A 21,572-nucleotide genomic window follows, 5' to 3' on the forward strand; every position below is an offset into this window, starting at 1 on the left:
CGCCTGTTTTGTTTGGAGATTCGACCAGAATGGGAAGTAGCAAATTTCCAACACGCCTCTTGAGACCGCAGCAAATTCTGTCCGGGTCAATTGTGCAATCCCTGCGCAGCTTAAATAAGGAAGAATATCAACCGTTTACGCAGGAATGGGAGAATTGTCAAACAAATATTTCCTCAAATCGAGATCTTTTGAACGAAAACAAAATTCTGCTGACTGCGCACAATTGTTGACATCTGGTCCAAATTGCAATAGTTTATGGTCGGTGTGGGAAAACCCACTTGTGCCGTGTAACAAATTAGAGAGGCAGGAACGGACATGAGCAAATGGTCCCGGGTATTTTTAGTTATGTTGCTGGGAATCTGGGGTACCAGCGCGCTGGCGGCGGAATTTTCTCCGGCGCTTGAGTATGAACTGGACAAGGCTTCAGCCAAAGACAAAATTAGCGCAATTGTCATTTTGGAGAGCCCGATTGACATCATGACACTGGATTTCTCGCTGCACGCTCGAAATGCGACTCTTGCTGAGCGTCACCGGGAAGTCATCGAAGCTCTGAAGTACAATGCGGAGCAGACACAGCCTGCCTTTCGCAGCGAGCTGGACGAACTTCAGAACAGCGGCGATCTGACAGGCTACACGGCCTACTGGATTGAAAATCTGTTTGTCATTCACGCGAGCAAGGATTTTATTGAATCGTTGCGGACTCGCGGAGACGTCAAGTATGTGTCGGAAAATTTCCGTCCCGAGTTGATCGAGCCGATTATTAACGAGGGTCGCGAACCCCGCCGCAATCCGCTCGATACGGAATCGACAACTCCGGGGCAGGATGCCATACGCGCGACGGAAGTAAATCGCGTCTTGGGCATCACCGGTCAGGGCGTCCTGGTCGCCAACTGCGACACCGGCGTCGACGGCACGCATCCGGCTCTGGCTTCGCGCTGGCGCGGAACGGTTGCTCCCGCGGCCGAGTGCTGGCGAGACGCCTTAGGCGGTGGTACGACTTTCCCGTCGGACGGCAACGGCCACGGTACCCACGTCATGGGAACAATTACGGGCCGCGAAATAAGCGGTGTCGATACGAACACCGTGGGTTCCGCTCCGAATGCGATGTGGATTGCCGACAATGCGATCAATCAAGGCGTCAGCAGCGATTTCGATAACGACATCATCGATGCATATCAGTGGTTCGCGGATCCCGATGGCAACATCAACACGATGGATGACGTCCCGGACGTGATTCAGAATAGCTGGGGCGTGTTTACTGGTTTGGGCTACGCCCAGTGCTACGACTTCTGGAACACCGTGGTGACCAACTGCGAAGCAGCAGGTCCCGTGATCACGTGGTCGGCGGGCAACGAAGGCACGAGCGGCTTGCGCAGCCCGGCGATTTACTCGCTGAATGCGTACCAAATCTTCTCCGTGGGTGCCGTGGACGCGACAAACTATAGCGCGCCGTATCCTTTGGCCAGTTTTTCAAGCCAAGGACCGACACCGTGCACGCCCGCGTCTCCGGACAATATCAAGCCGGAAATCTGTGCTCCCGGAGTAGACGTCTATTCGTCGATTCCCGGCGGCGGCTATTCGGGATCCTATTCCGGTACGTCCATGGCCGGACCCCACATCGCGGGCGTCGTCGCTCTAATGCGCGAGGCTTGCCCGAACTGTGATCACATCACGATTAAGGATGCGATCATGAACACCGCGCATGACTACGGTACAGGCGGCGATGACAATCAATACGGCCACGGCTTTGTCGATGCTTACGATGCGGTTGTCGCGGTTTCGAGCCTTGGTCGTGTGAACGGTATTGTTCGTGAATCGGGTACGAACAATCCGATTCCCGGTGCGCGTGTTGGCATTACCAGCGGCCCGAACTTTGTATTGACTGCGGCCGACGGATCCTTCAGCTTGCCGCTTACCGACGGCACGTATAATGTCGAGTGCTCCTCGTTTGGCTACATTACGCAAACCGCAAACAACGTGGTTGTCATCACCGATCAAATCACGACTCAAGACTTCACGCTTCCGTTGGCCGCGCAGGGAACCGTCTCAGGTACCGTCACGGACTGCAACGGCAATCCGGCGGTCGGCGCGACAGTCGAAATGCTGAACACTCCGGTGACTCCTGCCACGACAAACGGTTCGGGTTTCTACTCGATCACGTTGCCGCAGGGAACGTACGACATGCGTGCGTCCGCGGCAGGCTGCGGTCCTCATCAAGTGGACAACGTGGTGATCGGCGCGACGGCTACTCAGAACTTCACGTTGCCGAGCGATCCGCGCTACGACTGCAGCTCGCCAGACGGATACGGCTACACGATGTGCGAAGACGTGGATCTTGACGGCCAGCCGTTCAACTGGCAGGCGATTACGCCGTTGGAAGGCGGAAGCGGAACGTCCGTACTGACTTCTGTCGACGATGGATATACGGCCGCGCTTAGTTTCCCCTTCCCATTCCAGTTCTATGGAACGGCGTACACGACGTACTTCATCGGATCGAACGGCTTCGTTACCTTCGGCAGCGGTAGCTCGGATTATTCCAACGAGTGTTTCCCCGCGACCTCCAACCCGGCAGGATTGTATCCTAATTGGGACGACATGACCACTTACACGGGTGAAGTCGCCTACTATTACGACACGGTCAATCACTGGTTGGTCATTTCGTTCTATCAGATCAGCCACTTCAGCGGCGGTGGTCAATCGAGCTTCCAGATTATCATTTATGATCAAGGATTCTATTCGTCGGCCACAGGTGACAACCACATTCTGTTCCAGTATGACGATCCGACAACTCAGACCACGGCCTCCACGGTCGGTATCAAGACCGCTTCGGGTGACTATTCGCAGTACGTTTGTGACGGCACTGCGGATCCGAATTCGTGGGGTCAAGAGGCGGGACGTACGGTCTACTTCTCGACGGGCCCGGGCTGTGATGGCGAAGGCAACATCGTCGTCACTCCGGCGTCGTTGAACGGCGCTGCGCCTTTGGGCGGCACGGATACGGGCAGCATTCAGATTTGCAACACCGGTATTTGCCCGCTGACGTGGGGAGTAAACTGGAGCCAGTCGACACCCGCGCTTGCCTTGTCAGGCTACAATCCGGGAACGGTCGTGATGACTAAAGAGCAGATTGCCATGATAGATGCGATTAACCACGGCGAGAAAATTGACATCAGTGTTCGTGAACCGGGTCAATCGCCCTTGGACGCACAAGGCGGACCGGATACCTTTGGTTATCGTTGGATTGATTCCGATGAGCCCGGTGGTCCTGCTTATAGCTGGGTCGAAATCAATACGATTGGTACCAATATCGGTATCACCGGTGACGATCAGGCCGTGAACATCGCCTTGCCGTTCACGTTCTCGTACTACGGTCTCGACTACAATTCAGTAAACGTATGCTCGAATGGCTTCATGAACTTTGGTTCTCTTGCGACTAACTTCACCAATGCGACTATCCCGAGTGCATCCGCACCGTTGGGTATGATTGCTCCGTTCTGGGATGACTTGGATTTGAGAACTGGTGGCGCCGTATATTCTTACTATGATGCGGCGAACAACCGTTTCATCATCGAGTGGGATGCCGTGCCTCATTATTCGGGCAGCACCGGCGACGTGTATACGTTCCAAGTGATTCTTAATGCGAACGGTCGCATCTTGATTCAATACGCGACTCAAATCCTTGGCACCTACGGCTTGATTGATTGCACAATCGGAATTCAGAACGAATCTGGTTTGGACGGTTTGCAAGTTGTCTACAACGCCGCCTATCTGCACGACAACATGGCGATCGAATTCAGAGCGAATCCGATTTGGTTGGAAGTAACACCGCCGTCCGGTGGAATCTTGGATCCGGGTTTCTGCACAAACGTCGACGTGACGTTTGACGCGGCTGATTTGCCGTCAGGCACGTACACCGGAAACCTCGTCGTGAACAGCTCTGATCCGGACAACTCGACGCAGCTTGTTCCTGTGTCCTTTGTTGTTGGTCAATACACTGACCCGACCGGTTTGACGATCTACTATTGGCCCGGTACAAACGAACTGCATTTCGAGTGGTTGGATGACGGCGCACCCTACTACGAACTGTATTCGTCAACAGTAAGCGAAGGCCCGTTCCTAACGATTGAAGGCGGAACATCGTCGACGTCGTTGAACCTTCCGTTCGACAACACTCAGCGCAAGTTCTACTATCTTGTGGCCAGGGACGTCCCGGCCGCGGCTTCATCGTCGAAGCCGTCTGCCAAGACCGCAAAATAGTCGACCCGTTAACACGCAAAAACCCCCGGCCAATCGGCTGGGGGCTTTTCTTTGGGTCGCTTGAGTATCCTTGCAATTCGGTTCGGCGAAGCGTATCTTAAAGAATGACAGAGAACAGGAGAATCAATATGTTTAAGTTGTGTAAGTACTTGTTGATAGGTGTGTTCATGTGGGCGGGTGCGGCATCTTCGACGACGCTCCGCGAATTGAAGAACTCTCTGACCGAGTATCGAGCTTCGAAGATCGCAATTTCGCAAGATCCCCTTCCAATGGGTATCTTTTATGACTTGGTCGCACCGTTGTCCGGGATAGAACGGTTCGACGGACGCGATGATGCCGCCGAAATAAGTACCCGCACATGGATTCAGGCAAGTCATGAGCTGCGCCGAGCGAGTTTGTTTGATACGAGAATTCCTGCTCAGGAACAACTTCGCAATAGAAGTCAAGTCGCACATGCACAGGGTACCTACCCGCTGGTTGTGCTGCTCTTCGACTACCAAAGAACTCGAGACGGCGTGGACAAAGATCAGGTGATCGCCTACGAAAATGGTGCGGTTACGAACGTCTTGACTTCGTCTTTAGAAACTGATCAAGTGGCAGCCGCGGCCGTGCTCAACGAATGGACCTACCACGGCTCGGATGTCACTTTCAGGCTCGATGCCGCAGATATTTATTCGAACATGGGCAAACTTGCCGGAGTCGAAATGGATTTCGATGACGGTCAAGGAATGCGCAGTGTCGCGCTGAACCAAGACCTGCACGTCGTGTATCCCGAAACGGGAATGAAGACGATCACGTCGAAGTTCGAGATGAACGACGGCAGAATCTTCACAGGCAGAACGCGTTTTGACGTGCGTCACCTTGACGCGCCGCCGCCGTCGGAGACGTGGAATCTAACGGCTTCACACAGCACCGGCGGAACTCCTGCGACTGGTGAAGCCTATATTCTCTATGCTCCAGGGCACACGCAAGTGACGCGGCCCGTGGTGTTGGTGGAAGGTCTCGACTTGACCAACACGTTGAATTGGGACGAGCTGTATGACTTGATGAACCAACAGAACCTGATCGAGACCTTGCGTCAAACAGGTTTCGACGCCGTGGTCTTGAACTACGACAACTCTACGATCATGGTGCAGGACAATGCATTCCTTGTGCAAGAGTTGATCGAAGAATTGAATTCGGCGACAGGAGCGATTTATCCGCTCGTGATGGTGGGAACAAGTTTGGGTGGTTTGACCACACGGTATGCGCTGACTTACATGGAGAATCACAGCCTGCCGCACAATGTCGGGACATTTATCTCCGTGGATTCGCCCCAGAATGGCGCGAACATCCCGATCGGAATTCAATATTGGGCGGATTTCTTTTCCGGTGAATCGACGGACGCAGCGGAAGCTCGCGACGCCCTTCTGACGCCTGCGCCGAGACAGCTCTTGCTCTATCATTTCTCGTCTTCTTCCGGGGGAGTCGCCAATCCCGATCCGATGGAGCCCGCATTGCAAAACGAATTGGCATCAATCGGAGATTATCCGACACAGCCGCGACTGGTTTCCGTAATCAACGGCAGCGGCACGCAGCAAAACAGTGGATTCTTGCCTGGCGCTCAGTTGATTCAATGGGTGTACAACAGCTTCCTTGTGGATATTCGCGGCAACGTGTGGGCCGTCAGCAATACGGCAAATACGCGAGTGATGCAAGGTCTGATTGATTTGATTTGGCCGCTGCCGGACGAATCCCGCGACGTGTACATCCAACCGTGTTTGCCGTGGGATAACGCACCCGGCGGGCTAACACCGACGATGGCCGAGCTCGCCGCAGTAGACGCGCCGTATGGCGATATCGTCGCCTTGCACGACGAACATTGTTTCATTCCGACGATTAGCTCGCTCGATCTGAGTGTTTCCGATCCATTCTTTGACGTCGCCGGAGCGACCAATTTGTACGACTTGACGCCGTTTGACCAAGTGTATTATCCCGTCGCGAATCAAGAGCACGTCGAAATCACTCCAGAAAATGCGCAATGGTATTTGACGGAGATTCTCGGTCCGCTCGAACAACCCTACTTGACGATTGCTGTCAGTGGTGACAGTTTGTACTTGAACTGGACATCCGTTTTCGGAGCCAACAACTACCGGGTTTACCATTCCCTCGAAAGTGGGAACTGGCCGGAGACTTTTGACACGACATCCGGTACGAACTGGACCATTCCCATATCGGATGAAATTGGGTTTTTCCGGATCATCGCCGAACACAACTGACCGATTCTCAGAATATGAGAGGCATTAGCGCGGGTCTCCCCGCGCTTTTTGTTTATCATCAGAAATAACTTAGAGTTGGATATCTTGACCATAAAACCCTACAAAAAGAAGGATTGGAGCAAAGATGACCCGCCGCAAGTCCGGGAAGTCCGGGATTTGCACCTTTGGCTCAACTTCCCTTTATTATTAAGTTGATTATTTAATCAATTTAAGGAGAAAAAATGCAAAGCACGGCAAGTACAGCCGCGGCTCCCAAGACAGACAGCACCTTTGAATACCAAATCATCCGGAGCGACCGGCAGCTGCCCAAGTGGCTGGACCGAACGGCTCTCGTGCACTTCATCCACTCAACCATGACTCCGTGGCAGGACACCCAAGGGGATATTTCCCGTGGGCTGGATTACGCTTTTTCGAAAGAGTCCGGGAAAGGTGGATTTCTTGTATTGGCAACACGCAGGGAAGAACTTTGCGGCATGTTGCTCATGCTAAACACGGGCATGGGGGGGTATGTACCTGAAAATCTACTTCTTTTTGTCTCTGTCGATCCCAAGCTAAGGGGGCATGGATTGGGCACGAAAATCATCGACCGTGCGCTGAAGGAATGCAAAGGCGCGGTCAAACTGCACGTGGACTTTGAGAATCCGGCGAAAAGACTATACGAGCGGATCGGATTCACTCACAAATATGCCGAAATGAGGCTCGCGCGATGAATCGCGTAACCATTGACGCCGCGGCGCTGCGGCACAACATCCACATTATTGACGGCTGGATGAAAGAACATCAGGCCGAGTGGGCGCTCGTGGCTAAAGCTATATGCGGCCACCCAGAAACTATCTCCGCGCTCTCTAAAATGGGAGTGGGGGCCTTCGCCGATTCACGCCTTCGGAATTTGCGCGCGATTCGCAACAACGCACCCGGCAAAGGCATCTGGTATCTCAGGCTTCCGCACCTCGGAGCGGTCTCCGAAGTTATTTCCATGACGGACGTCAGCCTTAACAGTGAAGAAGAAGTCATAGTCGAGCTGAACGAGGAAGCGGGCAGGCAGGGCAAAAGTCACGGCATCATTGTGATGATTGAAGTCGGGGACTTGCGCGAAGGAATTGTGCCGGGCCGGCTGGTGGAATTCTATGAGAATATCTTCCGGCTGCCGAACATCCGCGTACTTGGTATCGGCGCGAACATCGGGTGTTTGTCGGGTGCGGTGCCGAACCCAGATCAGTTCATGCAGCTTGCGCTGTACAAAGAGCTGTTGGAACTCAAATTCAAGAAGAAACTCCCGTTGATTTCGGCCGGAGCTTCTTCAGCCCTTCCCTTGCTTCTGGAAGGCGGTCTGCCGCAGGGAATAAACCACTTCAGAATCGGCGAAGCTGTGTTCTTGGGGACAGACCTTGTGCGCGGCGGGATTCTGCCGGGATTGCGCAGCGACGCGATTACGCTTGAAGTTGAGGTCATCGAAATCAAGGAAAAGAGCTTGATTCCGATGGGCGACACAAGTCTAATCACACCGTTTGAAACCAGTTTCGAACAGCCCGACATCGAAGGCAGCGCGACGCGGCGGGGCTATCGCGCGATTGTCTCGATTGGCCAATTGGATACGGATATTGGCGGGCTGACTCCGCGCAACCCGCAATTCAAAATTGCGGGTGCGTCGAGTGACGTCACGGTGCTGAACATCGGCGAAGAAGACATGGGGATGAAACTCGGCGACGTCGTGAAATTCGACGTGAACTATTCCGCCCTTGTCAGACTTATGAACAACAGTTACACTGAGCGCGTGCTCCTCCCGGAACCGGAGCGCGCGCGTGCCAAAGTGGAATTGGCTCACGCATAATAGAATTCTCGAGAAAAGAAACGGCCTCGTGTGAAACACACGAGGCCGTTTTAGTTGGCAGGAATTGCTCTTAGTTGCCGAGCAGTGCTTCCACGCGCGCCTGCAAGGCGTGCTTGGGAAGCGCACCGATCTGGCGGTCGATCATTTCGCCGTCCTTGAAGAACAGCAGCGTCGGAATCGAGCTGATATGGAACTGGCGGCTGACGGCCGGCGATTGATCCACGTCAATTTTTGCGAAGGCGACGCGGCCGGAATATTCGTTGGCCAAATCTTCTACGATCGGCGCAATCATTCGGCACGGACCACACCAGTCCGCATAGCAATCCACGATCAAAATCTTGTTTGACTTCACCGTGTCGACGAACGACTGGTCGGTGACTTTGAGCACTGCATTGGCAGCGGCATTCGACATAAGCGTCACTCCAAAATTAGGATATTATTTTAGGCGGAAGCAGCAAGAGCTTACAGTAAGCTTTGGATCTTCTGCTCAAAGAATTCTTTGGGCCGGTAACCCACTACGGTCTCGGCAATTTCTCCGTCCTTGCCGATAATAAAGAGCGTCGGAATCGAGCGCGGACGGCCGAAAACTTGCGCCGCTTCGTCGCCAAAAATACCGACAGGGTAGTTAATTTTCATTTGGTCGGAAAAAGCCTGCACCTTGGGCGCGCCTTCCCGGGCAAACGCGAGACCGACGATTTCAACCTTACCTTGATATTCGTTGTAAAGGTCGATCAGGTGCGGAATCCCTTTGCGGCACGGACCGCACCACGTATCCCACACGTCAACGAGGACGACTTTACCGTAGTATTGGCGTGCATCGACGGTTTCACCAGCGGTCGTCTTGTAAGTAAAATTCAGTTTCTTGGCATCGTCCACTTTGACCGCGGCTTGCTTGGAGCCGGATTGGCCGCAGCCGATAGAGGCCAACATCATCGTTGCCAGAGCGAGTGACAGAAGTGTTTTCATTGAGACTTTCGATTTAAACTTGCGAAGGGCTTTTTTCATTCATCAGCTCCCGGATCAAATGGTGAACGGTTGACCTTAGGGGTTGGTTCCTAATTCAAGAAGATACGAAAATTTGACCGGATTCACAAGCCGACACAAGTGATTCGTGACAGACTTGTTTAATCATGAAATTCTTGAAGTTGAACATGATTACCCGTTTGTGAAACCGACCGTTTGGTACGAAATTCCTGCCACAGAGTCATGCCGCAGGCTTCATAAAAATCGGTCACACCGCTGCGTTCGACAATGCCAATGTCGATTCGACAAGTCTACCTTTTCACAAGAAAAAACTAAATGACTTAGTCACATGCTGGCGAAAATCAAGATTGATTCGCAGTCGAAAGGCCGCAGGCGACTGTCGCAAAATTCTTGAGCAGGTTGTCGCCTTCGGGAGTTAGGATTGATTCGGGATGAAACTGCACACCCTCAATGGCGAGGGATCTGTGCCTCAGTCCCATGATTTCTCCGTCCTTTGTGCGCGAAGTTATCTCGAGTTCCGCTGGGAAATTGTCTTGGGAGACAATTAACGAATGGTAGCGTCCGGCGTCAAAGGGGTTCGAAATATCTTTGTAGACCGTCTTGCCGTCGTGGAACACACGGGCGGACTTCCCATGCACCGGCGAATGCGCCGCCACAACATTTCCCCCGAAATGCAGCGCGATCATTTGATGTCCGAGACAGACTCCGAGTATCGGAATTCTCCCGATAACCCCTGCGAGAATCGACGGCATGTTCCCCGCTTGCTCCGGGCGGCCGGGACCGGGCGAGAGTACTAATCCCGAAGGCTCAAGCGCTAACAATTCTTCACAAGTGATCTCGTCGTTGCGAGCAACTTCGAGGCGAATTCCGGTTTTGCCAACCGCCTGAACCAAGTTATAGGTGAAAGAATCGTAGTTGTCGAGTACGAAAATCATGGTCAAAGGGTCAGAACAATTCGATTATCGCCGGCACGAAACCGGCCACAAGTCGCTCGAGATCTTGTGAAATTGCAAACTATTGACAATATGGTTTTGCTCGAGTTAAGAGTCAATAGAACACAAAATGGGTGGCGAACGCCTCTTGTAGCGGCGCGCCATTCAAAAAGTGTCGAACATGTCAGAACTGCTCATATTGCAAAGGGTGACCAATATATAAAAATACAATATCTTATGATAGTTGACCCACAAAAGAACTGAGATCTCTGGCGCTTTGCTAATTAATCATTTTGGTCGAAGTTTCTTGACTTAGGCTGAAGACGTAAATATATTAGCTATACTGCAACCGATAAAACTTGTCAACATGAAAGGACACGGAGCAGTTTTATGAAAACGCTTAAGTTTTTTGTTTTGAGCATGATGCTGGTCGCGATGTGCGCCAGCACCGCCCAAGCCGCAATCGGCTGGGCCGGACAAATTTGGCCGACCAGTGGACAGACCTACCTGCCAACGGACAACATCGGTGTTTACGTACAGGTTTGGAAAGACCTGTGTACGTCTGATCCCGGTCCGTGCGCGGATATCGAAGGCTGGTTGTACTACAAGACCGCAAGCGCCGCGGATTATGATTCGGTCATGCTGTCGTTCAACGTCGACATCGGATCGAACGACGAATGGACTGCAAATATCCCGTCAAGCGCTACGAACGGCGGCGAAGATGAGCTTTTCTATGTTCGTCTCCACGATATGTCGGATGACACATGGTACGAAGGCGCCATGGATCAGGCTAACAACAACCCGCCGTTTACGCTGCACATTCAGGATGGTACGTCGCAGGACGTCGCCGTTACGTTCCGCGTAGACATGAACTGCGTGAATCCCGCACTCACCGCGGGCGGCGTATTTTTCACGGGCAGCTTCCTTGGTTGGAGCATGTGCAATCCGTTCGGTGCTATGCAGGACACCGATTTGGACGGCATCTGGGAAGGCACGTTCGTGTTCCCCGGCGGTTCGAATGCCAACATCGAGTATAAGTTCCAGACAAACGACGGCGCGGCTTGCTATTGGGAATGCGGCGGCAACCGTTTGGCGACGATCGACGACAACGAGCCGACGCAAGTGCTTGACCTTCAAGTTTACTGCTGTGAGACGTGGGGTCCGGGCGAAATTTCCGCTGCCGGTTCCTACTGCGTCGGTCTGTGCTGCTGCTCGAACGAGCTGTGGATCTTGTTGAACACGCCGTACAATCCGCCGGTCTTCTCGAATTTTGATTTCGTTCCCGGCTGCATCAACTGCGACGGCAATGAGTGCTCGCCCGGCAGCGGCGACGTGATTTGGGAAATCCGTCAAGGCGGCGATTTGAATTGGTACCTCGTGCTGTGCATTGCTCCGGACGCTGGTTTGGAAATCCCGCCGGGTGAAGATGCTTATGCCGGTTGTTTCTGCATCACGATCGACGGTATTCTCCCTGTCGAGATGGCTTCGTTTGACGCCGTTGGCTTGGACAATGCGGTGCAGGTGAACTGGTCGACGGCGACGGAGCAGGCGGTTAGCCACTTCGTTCTGGAACGTTCGACCGATATGGAAAACTGGAGCACGACGGCTCAAGTTCAGGCTCGCGGCGAAAGCTCGTCTGAATCGCGTTACAGCTTCACCGATGAGAACGTGACCAACGGCACGACCTACAACTATCGTTTGACGGTTGTGGATCTGGACGGCAGCAGCACTGTGAATTCGCAAATCGCAAGCGCCACGCCGAACGCCGCCGCCACGGTAAACAGCTACTCGCTGGCTCAAAACTATCCGAACCCGTTCAACCCCGAAACGAACATCAGTTACAACTTGGCGAATGCCGCCAACGTGACGCTGAAGGTCTACACGGTGACGGGCGAAGAAGTTGCCACGTTGGTGAGCGAAGCTCAGAACGCCGGATCGCACACGGTCAGCTTCAATGCTTCGTCGCTGCCCAGCGGTGTTTACTTCTATCGTTTGAACGCGGATAACTTCACCGCGACCCGTAAGATGTTGCTGCTGAAATAAGCGGATTTCAGCTTCGAAAAAAAGAGCGGGCTCTCCGAAGGGAGAGCCCGCTTTGTATTTCAACGACTAAAGTGACTACCTGAGAACCAACGTCAGTGCGCCTCGCTGCATGACCCGGTAAAGAGTCAAAGCCATTTCCCTGTCCGTTTGGACTTCGTAGTCGGCGCCTCCAAATCCGCTGAAAATCAGACCCAAGCGTTGGCGGAACGAAACCGTCGGTTTCACCGGGTCGTTTTCGGGCAGCGAATAGACTTGCAGCGTGGGACCGTTGCGCCACTTGACTTCAAACGAAACAGGGATCTCGCGTTGGAGCAAAGAGGGAGCCATATCGAGTGCGTCACTGACAATCTTAAGCAGAGAGTCAGGGAATCGCGGTTCATATTCGAGCAATCGAACTGACTCGACGCTGAATACCAATTCCGAATCCGGTTTGAAGTCTCGAGTCATACGTTCGATATCGAGCGGCTTCGTACCGGAGTCTTCTTTCATGACCCAGACATTGGCATTTCCAAGTTTCATGGACAGGCTTGATTGCCCGGCGTCAAAAACAAGATACGGTGTATTCGATTTAATCAGTTCGCTTTGCGCGGACAAGACTCGCCACTCGTGCAATAGCGAATCCTCTTGTGCCGCTGCAGGCAAGGCCGCCGTAAAGACGGCCAAGGTAAACAATAACGACTTACAGGACATAGACACCCGTTCCAATCGGAACTCGATCATAGAAATACTTCAAGTCGTCCGAACCGAGTCGCACGCAGCCGTGACTCACGGACATTCCAAGCAGTCTTTCATACAACGTACCGTGAATAAAATAACCGTCGCCGAATCCGAGAGCATAGTCACCCATAACATTAGGATCGAGACGGTCGGAATTGCTCGCCGGAGGAGCTTCACCTTCTTCGATAAAGGCCCAGTCAGGTTTTCTCCACCACGGCTCGACGATTTTATTCTTGATGGAAAACACACCGCTGGGAGTATGGAACACCCATTTCTTGCCTGACTTCGGATCGGTCAATTCTCCGCCCGAACCCGTGGAACACACGGCTTTGAACATCACGGAATCGGCAGTGCGGAGATAAGCGTTGTTCGTATGCGGGTTGATGACGATGTATTTGCCTTTGGGGGCCGCCTTGTCGATCTCTTTTCGCAGCTTCTTGATTTCTTTGGCAACATTTTTTTCATCAGGAACAGCCGCGACGACCGAGTCGATTTGAGCGAGAGCCGCGGGCGGATCGATAGTCACGGGCTTTTCGGCCAACGCGAACAGCACTCCGACGGCGACGGCCATTGCTAAGACAAGATAAATGACAAGTCTGATCATTGCAGTCCCTCGAGTTTTCGAACGATAGTGACGGGTGTTCCGACGCGCGCGAATTTCATCAAATCCAGCATATCGTTGTCCGCCAGCGCGACGCAGCCATCCGTCCAATTTTTGTTTTGCCCGCCGTGACCATGAATCTCAATCAGTTTTCCGATCCCCGCACGGCTGGAAATTCGGCCGTTGCGTTTGTTGGCGGCGAATCTCTTCTTGTCGTCGTCATTGGGATAGTTGAGGAGCAGCGCTTTGTAATAGCGGCTGGACTGCTTGACTTCGGAAACTCTGTAAGTTCCTTCAGGTGTCGCTCCGTCACCCGCGAACATCTTTTGATAGGCGGCGTTGAATCCCAAATCACACTCGTAGGACTTGATCTTTCTCCCGCCGTCAATAAGATGCAGTTTGTGTTCTTCCTTGTCCACGATTATGGCAATGCTGCGGTTCTTCTTGCTTTCGGAAACGGTGGCATTAACCCATTTCTTGGCGACTTGTATGCGCTCTTGGGCGTCCGCGTCGTGGTTGTTAATAGCGTCACGCAGTGCCGAGAGCTGGTCGCGGCATTCCTGCGCGGCGTCGAGAGCTCCGTCGACGTCTTCTTGTTCAAGCAGGCTAACGGCGGTCGCTTGACTCATTTGAGCCAAAGACCATAGTTTCTCCGCTCGATATACGGTTAGCTTAACGTCGAGTGATTTTCTCCAGCTTTCCAGGTTCCTTGTCAAATCATCGAGTTCGGTCCGGGCAAGCCTTAGGCTTTCGGCACGGCGCACGTGCGCGGAATCGTTGGCAATCTGCGCCAGACTACGGGCATATGAAATCAGAGAGTCGGCGGAGTCATAGCCGCGCAGAATCGAAAGACGGCCTTGCTGATAGGCCATTTCCTCGCGAGCTTTCTGCAGCGCCAGTTCAGCCGACTCGAGCTCTTCTTTGGCATACTTGCTGGCATAGCCATCGCGCAAATTCGAGATCGCCGATTCGGCACGAACCATGTCGGCGAGAGGAGGAGTATCGCAACCCAACCAGAGAACGGCTGAGAGTATCAGAGTAAGCAAAACAGTCGGTCTGAGCATTCGACGCAGAATATCAGTTGAAGCAAGTATAGTTAATTAGAGAGTGCAGGGAGCCGCAACAGTCTGCGGCTCCCTGTTAAACTCACGAAGATTGCTGCGGGTTGCCCCGAAGGTTACTTCCTCTTACCCTTGGCCATTTCTTGAGCCTTGCCGATCTCAGCCATGATGCTTCCGACTCTCTGTTGAACGGTCTGCATCTTGGTGCGCGCGGAAATGTACTTTCCTTGGTTGAATTCGGCGACTGCGGAGTCGTAGGCGCTGTGCGCGGCGGAGAGGTCGCTCTTGATCAATTCGATGTCAGCCTTGTTACCCTTGCCAACGGGGGCCTTTGCCAGAGCAGAGTCGGCTCCGGCAAGCGCGTTCATCAACTGCTCTTGCATACCGGTCAGCTCGGTTTTCATTCTTTCCTTTTCGGCGGCAGCGGCAGTCGCGGCTTGGTTCGCCATTTCGGAAGCCTTGGCGAGCTGAGCCTTGGCGGCGTCGTAGTTGCGGAACAAGGCAAACTTGCCGTCTTGCTCCTTAATAGCGGCCATTGCAGCGTTCAGCGTGTCGCGGGCGGCGTTGTAAGCCTGCGCGGCATACTGTTCGGCCTCGGCAGTCTTGGCAGTGGCGACAGCGGCGCTCGCGGCATCAGACTCAGCCTTGGGCGGCTCGGCACAGCCCGCCAAAAACAGCAGCGGTGCGATCCACAGAACGGCAATAATCGTTTTCTTCATGGTGTCCTTCCTTGAACCCGGTTGGAGTGGATTGACACGGAGTCGTTGCGGCCGGGTAACCTTGGCGGCCCGTGGGCGAACAATGGTCATTGTTCACCAACTAAATAAAGGTAACAAAAATTTTTCGTAAGTAAACCCCTATAGGGTCTTCTATGACAGCAACTGGCGACTTATGACGGCCAATGCCTCTCGCGCCGTATCCGGCAATGTCTTTTCAGGCAGCATTGTAACCCTCTTGCGGATGAGCAAGGCGGCCACGCCATGTGCCGAGCCCCAGATGGCCAATGAAGCGGCCTCGACCGACGTGCTTTTGAAAAGTCCTTTGGATTGGCATTCCGCGACCGTTCCCGACAGCAACCTAAACGCTCTGCGGCCATAGCGCCATTCCGCTGTTTCTAATATCTTTGGCAGCGGCGTAAAGAGCATAAACATCAAGTCATAGTATTCCGGTTCATCGAGCGCAAACTCAAGATAGGTCTTGAGCAGGGCATCAAGGCGCTTGACCGGATCTTTTACCTTCGCATTATCTCGCTGCCGCTTAAAGAGTTTTCGAAAACCTTCGTTGTGCAGGTCGAAAAGAATCGCATCTTTATCTTTGAAATACAGGTAGATAGTAGCAGGGCTGTATTCGATTTTGTCAGCGATTTTGCGAATGGAAACATTTTGGAATCCATCCTCAGCGAAGAGATCTTTTGCGGCCTCCAGAATATTGGAGCGCATCTCTTGTTTTTCTCGGAGCTTGCGGTCTACGATAGACATAGCTGCCCTCTGAACAGTGTTTACTTTTGTGTCATAGTATAATAACTGAACGTCATTTAGTCAAGAGGCACAAGCGAACTTTCTGCCAAGCAAATAAAGACTAAGTTGATTATCTTGTAACTGATGCAACAAAGCCAGCTCCAACACCGAGAGGGAATACCTCCAATTTTTGGCCATCACCTATGGATGGCAGCCCTTTTGTCCATTGCTTTTGTTGGGTTTGTATTGTTTGCAAAGCCAGCAATAGGCGACAATGGCAAAGATGAGGATATTCTTGTCTATGATGCTCACGGAAAGCCGATTGGCAGGCTCGAGCTGCTTCCTCTCAGAAGTGACGGCACGTTGCGGCTGGGCTTTGCCAAAGCTGCAAATGCCGGTGATATTGATATTGAGTGGTGGCAGCTTGCCGAACGGGAAGACCTTCCGGGGTATCCTCGCATTGACCCGCAGAGTGGTGGCTCCGGGTTGCCGGGTGCCAAAGGAGAAGACGAAGATCCAGCCTACTATTCAAAGGCCGATTTCGAGAATCCAGAGCTGATGTCTCGTGTGCAGGAAGGTGGAAAGTTCTGGCTGTTGGATCGTCCGACACTTGACAGCGGCTTTCGTTTTGAGTCGTGGCTTGTTGAACGGGACGGCCCGAAGCAAGCGACCATGTTAGCCGGAGTACGTTGGGGAGTTTCAGTCGATGAAGGCAGGATAACCGGCTTGCACGATCCGGTGTTGATTAGGCGAGGCTCAAGATTTGACATTCAAGAATCGCTGCGCATCAGTGGATTCGGAGGAGGTTGGGAGATTCGTTTCGCCAACCGATATAAACTTCCGTAGACCACAGGATTTGAAAGGGAGTAATATGAAGTATCTCGTGTTTCTCGTTGTGCTTTCGGCAGCACAACTTGCCGTCGCGGAACTCACTGTAAACCCGGCCGGCGGATATACGTCCGTTCAGTCTGCCAAGCTGCCGGGCACGCCGGAAGAACTTTACGATGCGATGACCGGCGATTTGCTGCCGTGGTGGGATCATACCTTCAGCGAGCATCCCAAGAGCCTGACACTCGAACCGTGGGTTGGCGGTCGTTTCATCGAAGAGTTCGACGATAAAGGCAACGGTGCCTTGCATGCGACGGTGATTTACGCCGAACGCCCTAAGTTGCTGCGATATGATGGGCCGTTAGGACTTTCCGGACGCGCCGTGAACTTTGTGGTGACCTATGAGTTCACGGAAGAAAGCGACAGTACAACGGTCAAAGTCACGGCGCAGATGTCAGGGCAAATCGATGAAGAGTGGGCCAATATTGTGGACGGGGTCTGGCATCACTTCTTGATTGAAAGATTCAAACCCTATGTGGAGTCGGGAGAGTACAAGGAATAGAAGGTTGGTTCACGTAACAAAAAGCCCCGGCAAACTACCGGGGCTCTTCTTCCTTTTGAATAGCTGCTATTTCAACAACAGCATCTTTTTTGTAAAAACGTCGCCTTGAGTTTCCAAACGGGCAAAGTAGACGCCGCTGGACAAACCGCTGGCATCGAAAAGCACATGATGCTGTCCGCGAGCAAGGTTGCGGTCGAGTATTGTGGTGACTTCCCTACCCATGATGTCAAAGACCTTGACGACCGCACGGCCCTCTTGAGACAACACGAACGAGATATTCGTTTCAGGGTTAAATGGGTTGGGGTAGTTTTGATGCAGCACTGCGCTTGCGGGGATTGCCGGAGTTTGCTGTTCGGATGAAAGAGCTTGCGTCGTGTAGAAGATGACTTGACCGCTGGTGATATAAACGGGCTGGGTATGCCCGGTGCTGTTGTAATTGCAGTCGGTGCACGTGACGCCTGAAACACAATCCGGATTGTTGGGACGACAGAGGTTCTCGTAGTCTTCAATCATCGGCAATATGTCAATCGTCTCACCGGGAGTAACTTCAATGAACGGCACATCCCACGGATAAACCCGTGCACCCGGACACCAACCGGCGCGCGAGTACTGCCACGTTCCTCCCTGCGGGCTGCACGGATTGGTCGAACAGTCGTTTCTCCACAGCAGATGCGAGTAGAGATCAAGTCCGATCCAGACACTGTGAGTCTTCTGTGAAAATTCGGCGGCATTATGGGTATTGCCTTGACCGTGCCCCGTCGTCCAGAGTCTGACCGTGGCAAACTCGGCCTGCGGTGGAATTGGCACAAAATAGTAGTCGAGATAGTCACTGACCGGGTTGTCCGGATCGCCATAGACCAAACCACCGTAGTTCCACAACTGCTCTACTGCAAACGGCTTGATGGGCAAAGGATTTTCCACGAAATAAAAAGTACAAGTAACCAGCCACCCTTGGTTTCCTCCAACCCATGTATCGACAAAACTGTGCAAGGTGACTTGACCGCGGAGCAAAGACTGATATTCAATCATGTCAAAGGTCCAGTCACAATGGCCCGGTCCGCCGCCGCCGGTGATATCATAGGGAGTAATGACACGGGCGATTTCGATATCCTCGTGCGTTGAGTCCGTCAACTCCCTTTGGACAAAAAGCCTCGCCGTTCTGTCCCACGGATCGCAATCGCCGGGAGCACCGGGGCAATCCAGTCTGTAGACCATGTAAACATCTGAAAACTCCGTAACGTAGTTCGGGAAGTCGAAGTTTTCCACGACGTCGCGGCCCCCGGCACCGAAATTTTGCAGGGTTTCCATAAATGTAATTACTACCGTTGTGTCGCCCGGATCGGCAAAAGCAGGGAGGGATGCCGTCAGCATCAGCACAGCCAAAACAAATCTCATAAGTCACTCCTAATACGTAAGTACAGATAATTTAGGCAACATTGAACAAGAATACAACCTTTGCGGGCCGTTCCCAGAAGCTCGCAAGGAAAGGTTGCTTCTCCAGAGAGTAGTTCGTAAATTATGGCGAAACAAGACAAGTCAAGGAGTCTTTTATGAAGTTAGTGACTGTATTGCTTTTAGCTGCATTTCTGGCTGTTCCGGCCATGGCGGACTATCCATTGGGTGTTGGACTCCACGGCGGATATGATGTGCCGATCATCCAGAATGACGTTGCAGCCGGGCCCGAGTTCGGGCTGTCTGTCCGAGGCAACATTGTCGGTCCGTTGCACGGGCAGCTTGTTTTTCGCAGCACATCGCAGGGTGACCGCGAAGAGAGCATCGATTTTCCGGGTGAACCGACTCTGACCATTCCCGGCGGGACTTTGACGGGTTTCGGTTTGAACCTCCTCTTGGCTCAGAAAGACCCGCAGGATTTCTGGCCGTATTTCCACCTTGGACTATCCACAAATTCTCTGGCCGCTGGCGCGAGCTACAAAAAAGACGAGACTTTGACCGGGATGAGCGGTGGTTTGGGTGCCGGGATCAACCTGTATCAGAAGAAGATCTATCTGGACATCATGACATCGTTGTTGGTGATGCCGTTCCATGACGACAACGCGTCGCGCAAGAACTGGCAGACGGTGCTGGGAGTTCAGTATTTCTTCCCGATCAAGACGAAATCCTCCAACTAACCGCGCACAAGGAGAAACACCATGAAATTGAAACTTTGCATACTTGCCGCGCTGTTAATGATTGCGATCAGTGGCTGCGGATTGGTTTCGGGCACGGCGTTCGTTTCGCAGGAAGTCGACGGGACAATTTCCGTGGACACGACACCAGCGAGCTTGCGCGGTGGCGACGGGGCCTTGGATACGCCCCAGATGGAAGGTGTAGTCGTTGACCTGACAGAAAATGGCGATTGGTCGGATTTCACGATTGAAGGCGTCGAAGACGGCTGTATCAATATGACGGCCGAAAATCACTTGAACACACCTGTATCCGGAGAGATTTGGATTGTCATGGATCTGGACTTTGATCCCATGGATAATCCGGACGCGGTTCGCAACAATCCCAATGCATTTAAGGTGTTTGAGGGCATTGCCCTCGGGCCAAATGAAACGCGACATTTTCTGTGCTCAGAAACGATTACATTGCTTCAAAACACGGATCGACTGGTTGAAGCCATTCAAGCAGGTGAGTTTCAAGCCTACGGTCTCGGAAACGAGGACCTCTATTGCTTTACTCTGACCGGAATCATTTTCGGCTTCCATGTGACGGGCAGCCTGTAAGACTGGCCCATTCTATGTGCAGCGCCCGGCGGAGTTCCGTCGGGCGCTTCGTTTTGACGGGAACCCTCTGGTATTGTGGCTCGTACTAAAGTCCCAAAGATAACCTACTGTTTCTTAGAGACTCAGCTTGGAAGATCGGAAAAAAATCTTAAGAAATCTCTGATTTTCCGTGTTGTAAACCTTTGATAACTAAAGAAGTTGGGTTGGCACATACAGCTTGACAATTGGCCCATATCTCGCTATCTTATCTGTTTAATCCTAATCTCGAAGTATGTCTTTGAAGCAACCCATTCCCAAGCTGACGGAACGCGAGCGTTTGATTCTTCGCGCAGTCGTGCAGCATTTCATCCTGACGGCCAATCCTGTCGGATCGCGGCATGTTGCCAAGAGGTTTGGAATGAACCTCTCGCCCGCCACGATTCGGAATGTAATGGCAGATCTTGAGGAGATGGGTTTGCTCAGTCATCCGCATACCTCGGCAGGTCGAATGCCGTCGGATATGGGGTATCGGTTTTACGTCGACGACCTAATGGATTTGGGCGAGCTGTCGAGCGAAGACCAGGAAAACATCGAACGAGAAATCGAATCCGTTCCAGCGGAGCTCGAGTCCGTGCTGGACGCGACGACGCGAGTGTTGGCTTCGGCTTCGCAGCTTCTTGGAATCGTGGTGATACCCGAATTGCAAAAAGCTGTGCTTAACCGAATTGAGCTTGCAAAACTCGCCGAGCGCCGACTGCTGGTAGTAATTTCTCTGGAAGCCGGGCCGATGAAGTCGATCATGCTCGAACTTGAGCAAGAGATGACGGAATCGTCGGTGCGGGAAGTCACGATTGCGCTAAATCAAAGACTTGCCGGGCTGACCGTGGGACAGATTCGCGAACAGATTGCCGCGAGAATGCAGAATCTTTCTGAGACGCCGCAGAGTTTGATCCGGTTGTTTGTCGAATCGACGGACGAGCTGTTCAACTTTTCATCGAAAAGCGAAAACGTAAGAATCGGCGGACGCGCACAGGTTATCCACCAGCCGGAGTTTTCGACTCCCGGTTCGATGCGGGGGATAATTGAGCTTGTGGAAGACAAAGATATTATCATTCACTTGCTTCAAGGCAGCGAAGGAAAGGGTCCGGTTGCTATTACGATAGGCAGTGAGAATCCCGACAACCGGGCCAAAGACCTGTCTGTGATATCCGCGGACTACAAAACGACGTCAAGTTCCGGCAAGCTCGGAGTAATCGGCCCGACGCGAATGGACTATTCGCGGTTAACGACTCTGCTTGAATACACCGCGAGGGTTGTGAGCAAGAGACTTTCGTAG

General features: G+C 52.8%; 19 protein-coding genes. 10 read left to right on the top strand and 9 right to left on the bottom strand.

The features are described from left to right. Positions 1 to 315: 315 nt before the first annotated feature. From H6507_01205 to H6507_01220, 4 genes are all read left to right on the top strand, one after another. Entirely contained in the window at positions 316 to 4,257 is a 3,942-nt protein-coding gene (locus tag H6507_01205; protein MCB9367718.1) for a S8 family serine peptidase, read from the top strand. 128 nt (positions 4,258 to 4,385) lie between these two features. Further along, on the top strand, positions 4,386 to 6,515 hold the full coding sequence (locus H6507_01210) for a hypothetical protein (GenBank protein ID MCB9367719.1): 2,130 nt from the start codon (positions 4,386 to 4,388) through the stop codon (positions 6,513 to 6,515). Between the two features lie 221 nt (positions 6,516 to 6,736). Then, complete coding sequence (locus H6507_01215) at positions 6,737 to 7,225, top strand: GNAT family N-acetyltransferase (protein MCB9367720.1); 489 nt, start codon at positions 6,737 to 6,739, stop codon at positions 7,223 to 7,225. Beyond that, complete coding sequence (locus H6507_01220) at positions 7,222 to 8,346, top strand: alanine racemase (GenBank protein ID MCB9367721.1); 1,125 nt, start codon at positions 7,222 to 7,224, stop codon at positions 8,344 to 8,346. Before H6507_01215 ends, H6507_01220 begins: the two co-directional genes overlap by 4 nt. Before the next feature lie 70 nt (positions 8,347 to 8,416). Here H6507_01220 and trxA read toward each other — a convergent pair whose 3' ends face one another. From trxA to H6507_01235, 3 genes are all read right to left on the bottom strand, one after another. Next, positions 8,417 to 8,758: a thioredoxin gene (gene trxA, locus H6507_01225; GenBank protein MCB9367722.1), complete on the bottom strand. Its 342-nt coding sequence runs from the start codon at positions 8,756 to 8,758 to the stop codon at positions 8,417 to 8,419. 50 nt (positions 8,759 to 8,808) lie between these two features. Beyond that, complete coding sequence (locus H6507_01230) at positions 8,809 to 9,312, bottom strand: redoxin domain-containing protein (GenBank protein MCB9367723.1); 504 nt, start codon at positions 9,310 to 9,312, stop codon at positions 8,809 to 8,811. 359 nt (positions 9,313 to 9,671) lie between these two features. Then, positions 9,672 to 10,265, bottom strand: coding sequence for an aminodeoxychorismate/anthranilate synthase component II (locus H6507_01235; protein MCB9367724.1), 594 nt, complete (start codon positions 10,263 to 10,265; stop codon positions 9,672 to 9,674). A gap of 387 nt (positions 10,266 to 10,652) precedes the next feature. On the opposite strand from H6507_01235, the gene H6507_01240 reads away from it, so the two are divergent. Continuing rightward, positions 10,653 to 12,305, top strand: a complete 1,653-nt coding sequence (locus H6507_01240; GenBank protein ID MCB9367725.1) for a T9SS type A sorting domain-containing protein — start codon at positions 10,653 to 10,655, stop codon at positions 12,303 to 12,305. 75 nt (positions 12,306 to 12,380) lie between these two features. Here H6507_01240 and H6507_01245 read toward each other — a convergent pair whose 3' ends face one another. The 5 genes from H6507_01245 to H6507_01265 form a co-directional block, all read right to left on the bottom strand. Continuing rightward, the gene (locus H6507_01245) at positions 12,381 to 12,995 is read right to left on the bottom strand and encodes a hypothetical protein (GenBank protein MCB9367726.1); all 615 of its coding nucleotides are present in this window, start codon (positions 12,993 to 12,995) and stop codon (positions 12,381 to 12,383) included. Beyond that, positions 12,985 to 13,626, bottom strand: a complete 642-nt coding sequence (locus tag H6507_01250; protein ID MCB9367727.1) for a L,D-transpeptidase — start codon at positions 13,624 to 13,626, stop codon at positions 12,985 to 12,987. The genes H6507_01245 and H6507_01250 overlap by 11 nt, the downstream gene beginning before the upstream one ends. Continuing rightward, positions 13,623 to 14,687 carry a L,D-transpeptidase family protein gene (locus H6507_01255; protein MCB9367728.1) on the bottom strand — a complete coding sequence of 355 codons (1,065 nt, stop codon included), beginning with the start codon at positions 14,685 to 14,687 and terminating at the stop codon, positions 13,623 to 13,625. The genes H6507_01250 and H6507_01255 overlap by 4 nt, the downstream gene beginning before the upstream one ends. Positions 14,688 to 14,800: 113 nt before the next feature. After that, positions 14,801 to 15,403, bottom strand: a complete 603-nt coding sequence (locus H6507_01260) for a hypothetical protein (GenBank protein ID MCB9367729.1) — start codon at positions 15,401 to 15,403, stop codon at positions 14,801 to 14,803. A 150-nt stretch (positions 15,404 to 15,553) separates the two neighbouring features. Continuing rightward, entirely contained in the window at positions 15,554 to 16,162 is a 609-nt protein-coding gene (locus H6507_01265; GenBank protein ID MCB9367730.1) for a TetR/AcrR family transcriptional regulator, read from the bottom strand. Between the two features lie 186 nt (positions 16,163 to 16,348). Here H6507_01265 and H6507_01270 point away from each other — a divergent pair, with 186 nt between their 5' ends. Both H6507_01270 and H6507_01275 read left to right on the top strand, forming a co-directional pair. After that, positions 16,349 to 16,987: a hypothetical protein gene (locus H6507_01270; GenBank protein MCB9367731.1), complete on the top strand. Its 639-nt coding sequence runs from the start codon at positions 16,349 to 16,351 to the stop codon at positions 16,985 to 16,987. Between the two features lie 25 nt (positions 16,988 to 17,012). Then, positions 17,013 to 17,531: an SRPBCC domain-containing protein gene (locus H6507_01275; protein MCB9367732.1), complete on the top strand. Its 519-nt coding sequence runs from the start codon at positions 17,013 to 17,015 to the stop codon at positions 17,529 to 17,531. A gap of 66 nt (positions 17,532 to 17,597) precedes the next feature. Here the strand turns inward: H6507_01275 and H6507_01280 are convergent, their stop codons facing one another. Further along, the gene (locus tag H6507_01280) at positions 17,598 to 18,926 is read right to left on the bottom strand and encodes a T9SS type A sorting domain-containing protein (GenBank protein ID MCB9367733.1); all 1,329 of its coding nucleotides are present in this window, start codon (positions 18,924 to 18,926) and stop codon (positions 17,598 to 17,600) included. Positions 18,927 to 19,081: 155 nt separating this feature from the next. Here H6507_01280 and H6507_01285 point away from each other — a divergent pair, with 155 nt between their 5' ends. The 3 genes from H6507_01285 to hrcA all read left to right on the top strand — a co-directional run bounded on the left by H6507_01285 (position 19,082) and on the right by hrcA (position 21,572). Then, a complete protein-coding gene (locus tag H6507_01285) occupies positions 19,082 to 19,660 on the top strand; it encodes an outer membrane beta-barrel protein (protein ID MCB9367734.1) in 579 nt (192 codons plus the stop codon). A 21-nt stretch (positions 19,661 to 19,681) separates the two neighbouring features. Then, entirely contained in the window at positions 19,682 to 20,257 is a 576-nt protein-coding gene (locus tag H6507_01290; GenBank protein ID MCB9367735.1) for a hypothetical protein, read from the top strand. A 277-nt stretch (positions 20,258 to 20,534) separates the two neighbouring features. Then, positions 20,535 to 21,572, top strand: coding sequence for a heat-inducible transcription repressor HrcA (hrcA, locus tag H6507_01295; protein ID MCB9367736.1), 1,038 nt, complete (start codon positions 20,535 to 20,537; stop codon positions 21,570 to 21,572).

It is taken from the genome of Calditrichota bacterium, assembly GCA_020637445.1.
Lineage (GTDB): Bacteria > Electryoneota > RPQS01 > RPQS01 > RPQS01 > JABWCQ01.

Coding starts and splice junctions, on each gene's coding strand:
- H6507_01205 (MCB9367718.1), top strand. CDS start 316: ATGAGCAAATGGTCCCGGGTATTTTTAGTTATGTTGCTGGGAATCTGG.
- H6507_01210 (MCB9367719.1), top strand. CDS start 4,386: ATGTTTAAGTTGTGTAAGTACTTGTTGATAGGTGTGTTCATGTGGGCG.
- H6507_01215 (MCB9367720.1), top strand. CDS start 6,737: ATGCAAAGCACGGCAAGTACAGCCGCGGCTCCCAAGACAGACAGCACC.
- H6507_01220 (MCB9367721.1), top strand. CDS start 7,222: ATGAATCGCGTAACCATTGACGCCGCGGCGCTGCGGCACAACATCCAC.
- trxA (MCB9367722.1), bottom strand. CDS start 8,758: ATGTCGAATGCCGCTGCCAATGCAGTGCTCAAAGTCACCGACCAGTCG.
- H6507_01230 (MCB9367723.1), bottom strand. CDS start 9,312: ATGAAAACACTTCTGTCACTCGCTCTGGCAACGATGATGTTGGCCTCT.
- H6507_01235 (MCB9367724.1), bottom strand. CDS start 10,265: ATGATTTTCGTACTCGACAACTACGATTCTTTCACCTATAACTTGGTT.
- H6507_01240 (MCB9367725.1), top strand. CDS start 10,653: ATGAAAACGCTTAAGTTTTTTGTTTTGAGCATGATGCTGGTCGCGATG.
- H6507_01245 (MCB9367726.1), bottom strand. CDS start 12,995: ATGTCCTGTAAGTCGTTATTGTTTACCTTGGCCGTCTTTACGGCGGCC.
- H6507_01250 (MCB9367727.1), bottom strand. CDS start 13,626: ATGATCAGACTTGTCATTTATCTTGTCTTAGCAATGGCCGTCGCCGTC.
- H6507_01255 (MCB9367728.1), bottom strand. CDS start 14,687: ATGCTCAGACCGACTGTTTTGCTTACTCTGATACTCTCAGCCGTTCTC.
- H6507_01260 (MCB9367729.1), bottom strand. CDS start 15,403: ATGAAGAAAACGATTATTGCCGTTCTGTGGATCGCACCGCTGCTGTTT.
- H6507_01265 (MCB9367730.1), bottom strand. CDS start 16,162: ATGTCTATCGTAGACCGCAAGCTCCGAGAAAAACAAGAGATGCGCTCC.
- H6507_01270 (MCB9367731.1), top strand. CDS start 16,349: ATGGCAGCCCTTTTGTCCATTGCTTTTGTTGGGTTTGTATTGTTTGCA.
- H6507_01275 (MCB9367732.1), top strand. CDS start 17,013: ATGAAGTATCTCGTGTTTCTCGTTGTGCTTTCGGCAGCACAACTTGCC.
- H6507_01280 (MCB9367733.1), bottom strand. CDS start 18,926: ATGAGATTTGTTTTGGCTGTGCTGATGCTGACGGCATCCCTCCCTGCT.
- H6507_01285 (MCB9367734.1), top strand. CDS start 19,082: ATGAAGTTAGTGACTGTATTGCTTTTAGCTGCATTTCTGGCTGTTCCG.
- H6507_01290 (MCB9367735.1), top strand. CDS start 19,682: ATGAAATTGAAACTTTGCATACTTGCCGCGCTGTTAATGATTGCGATC.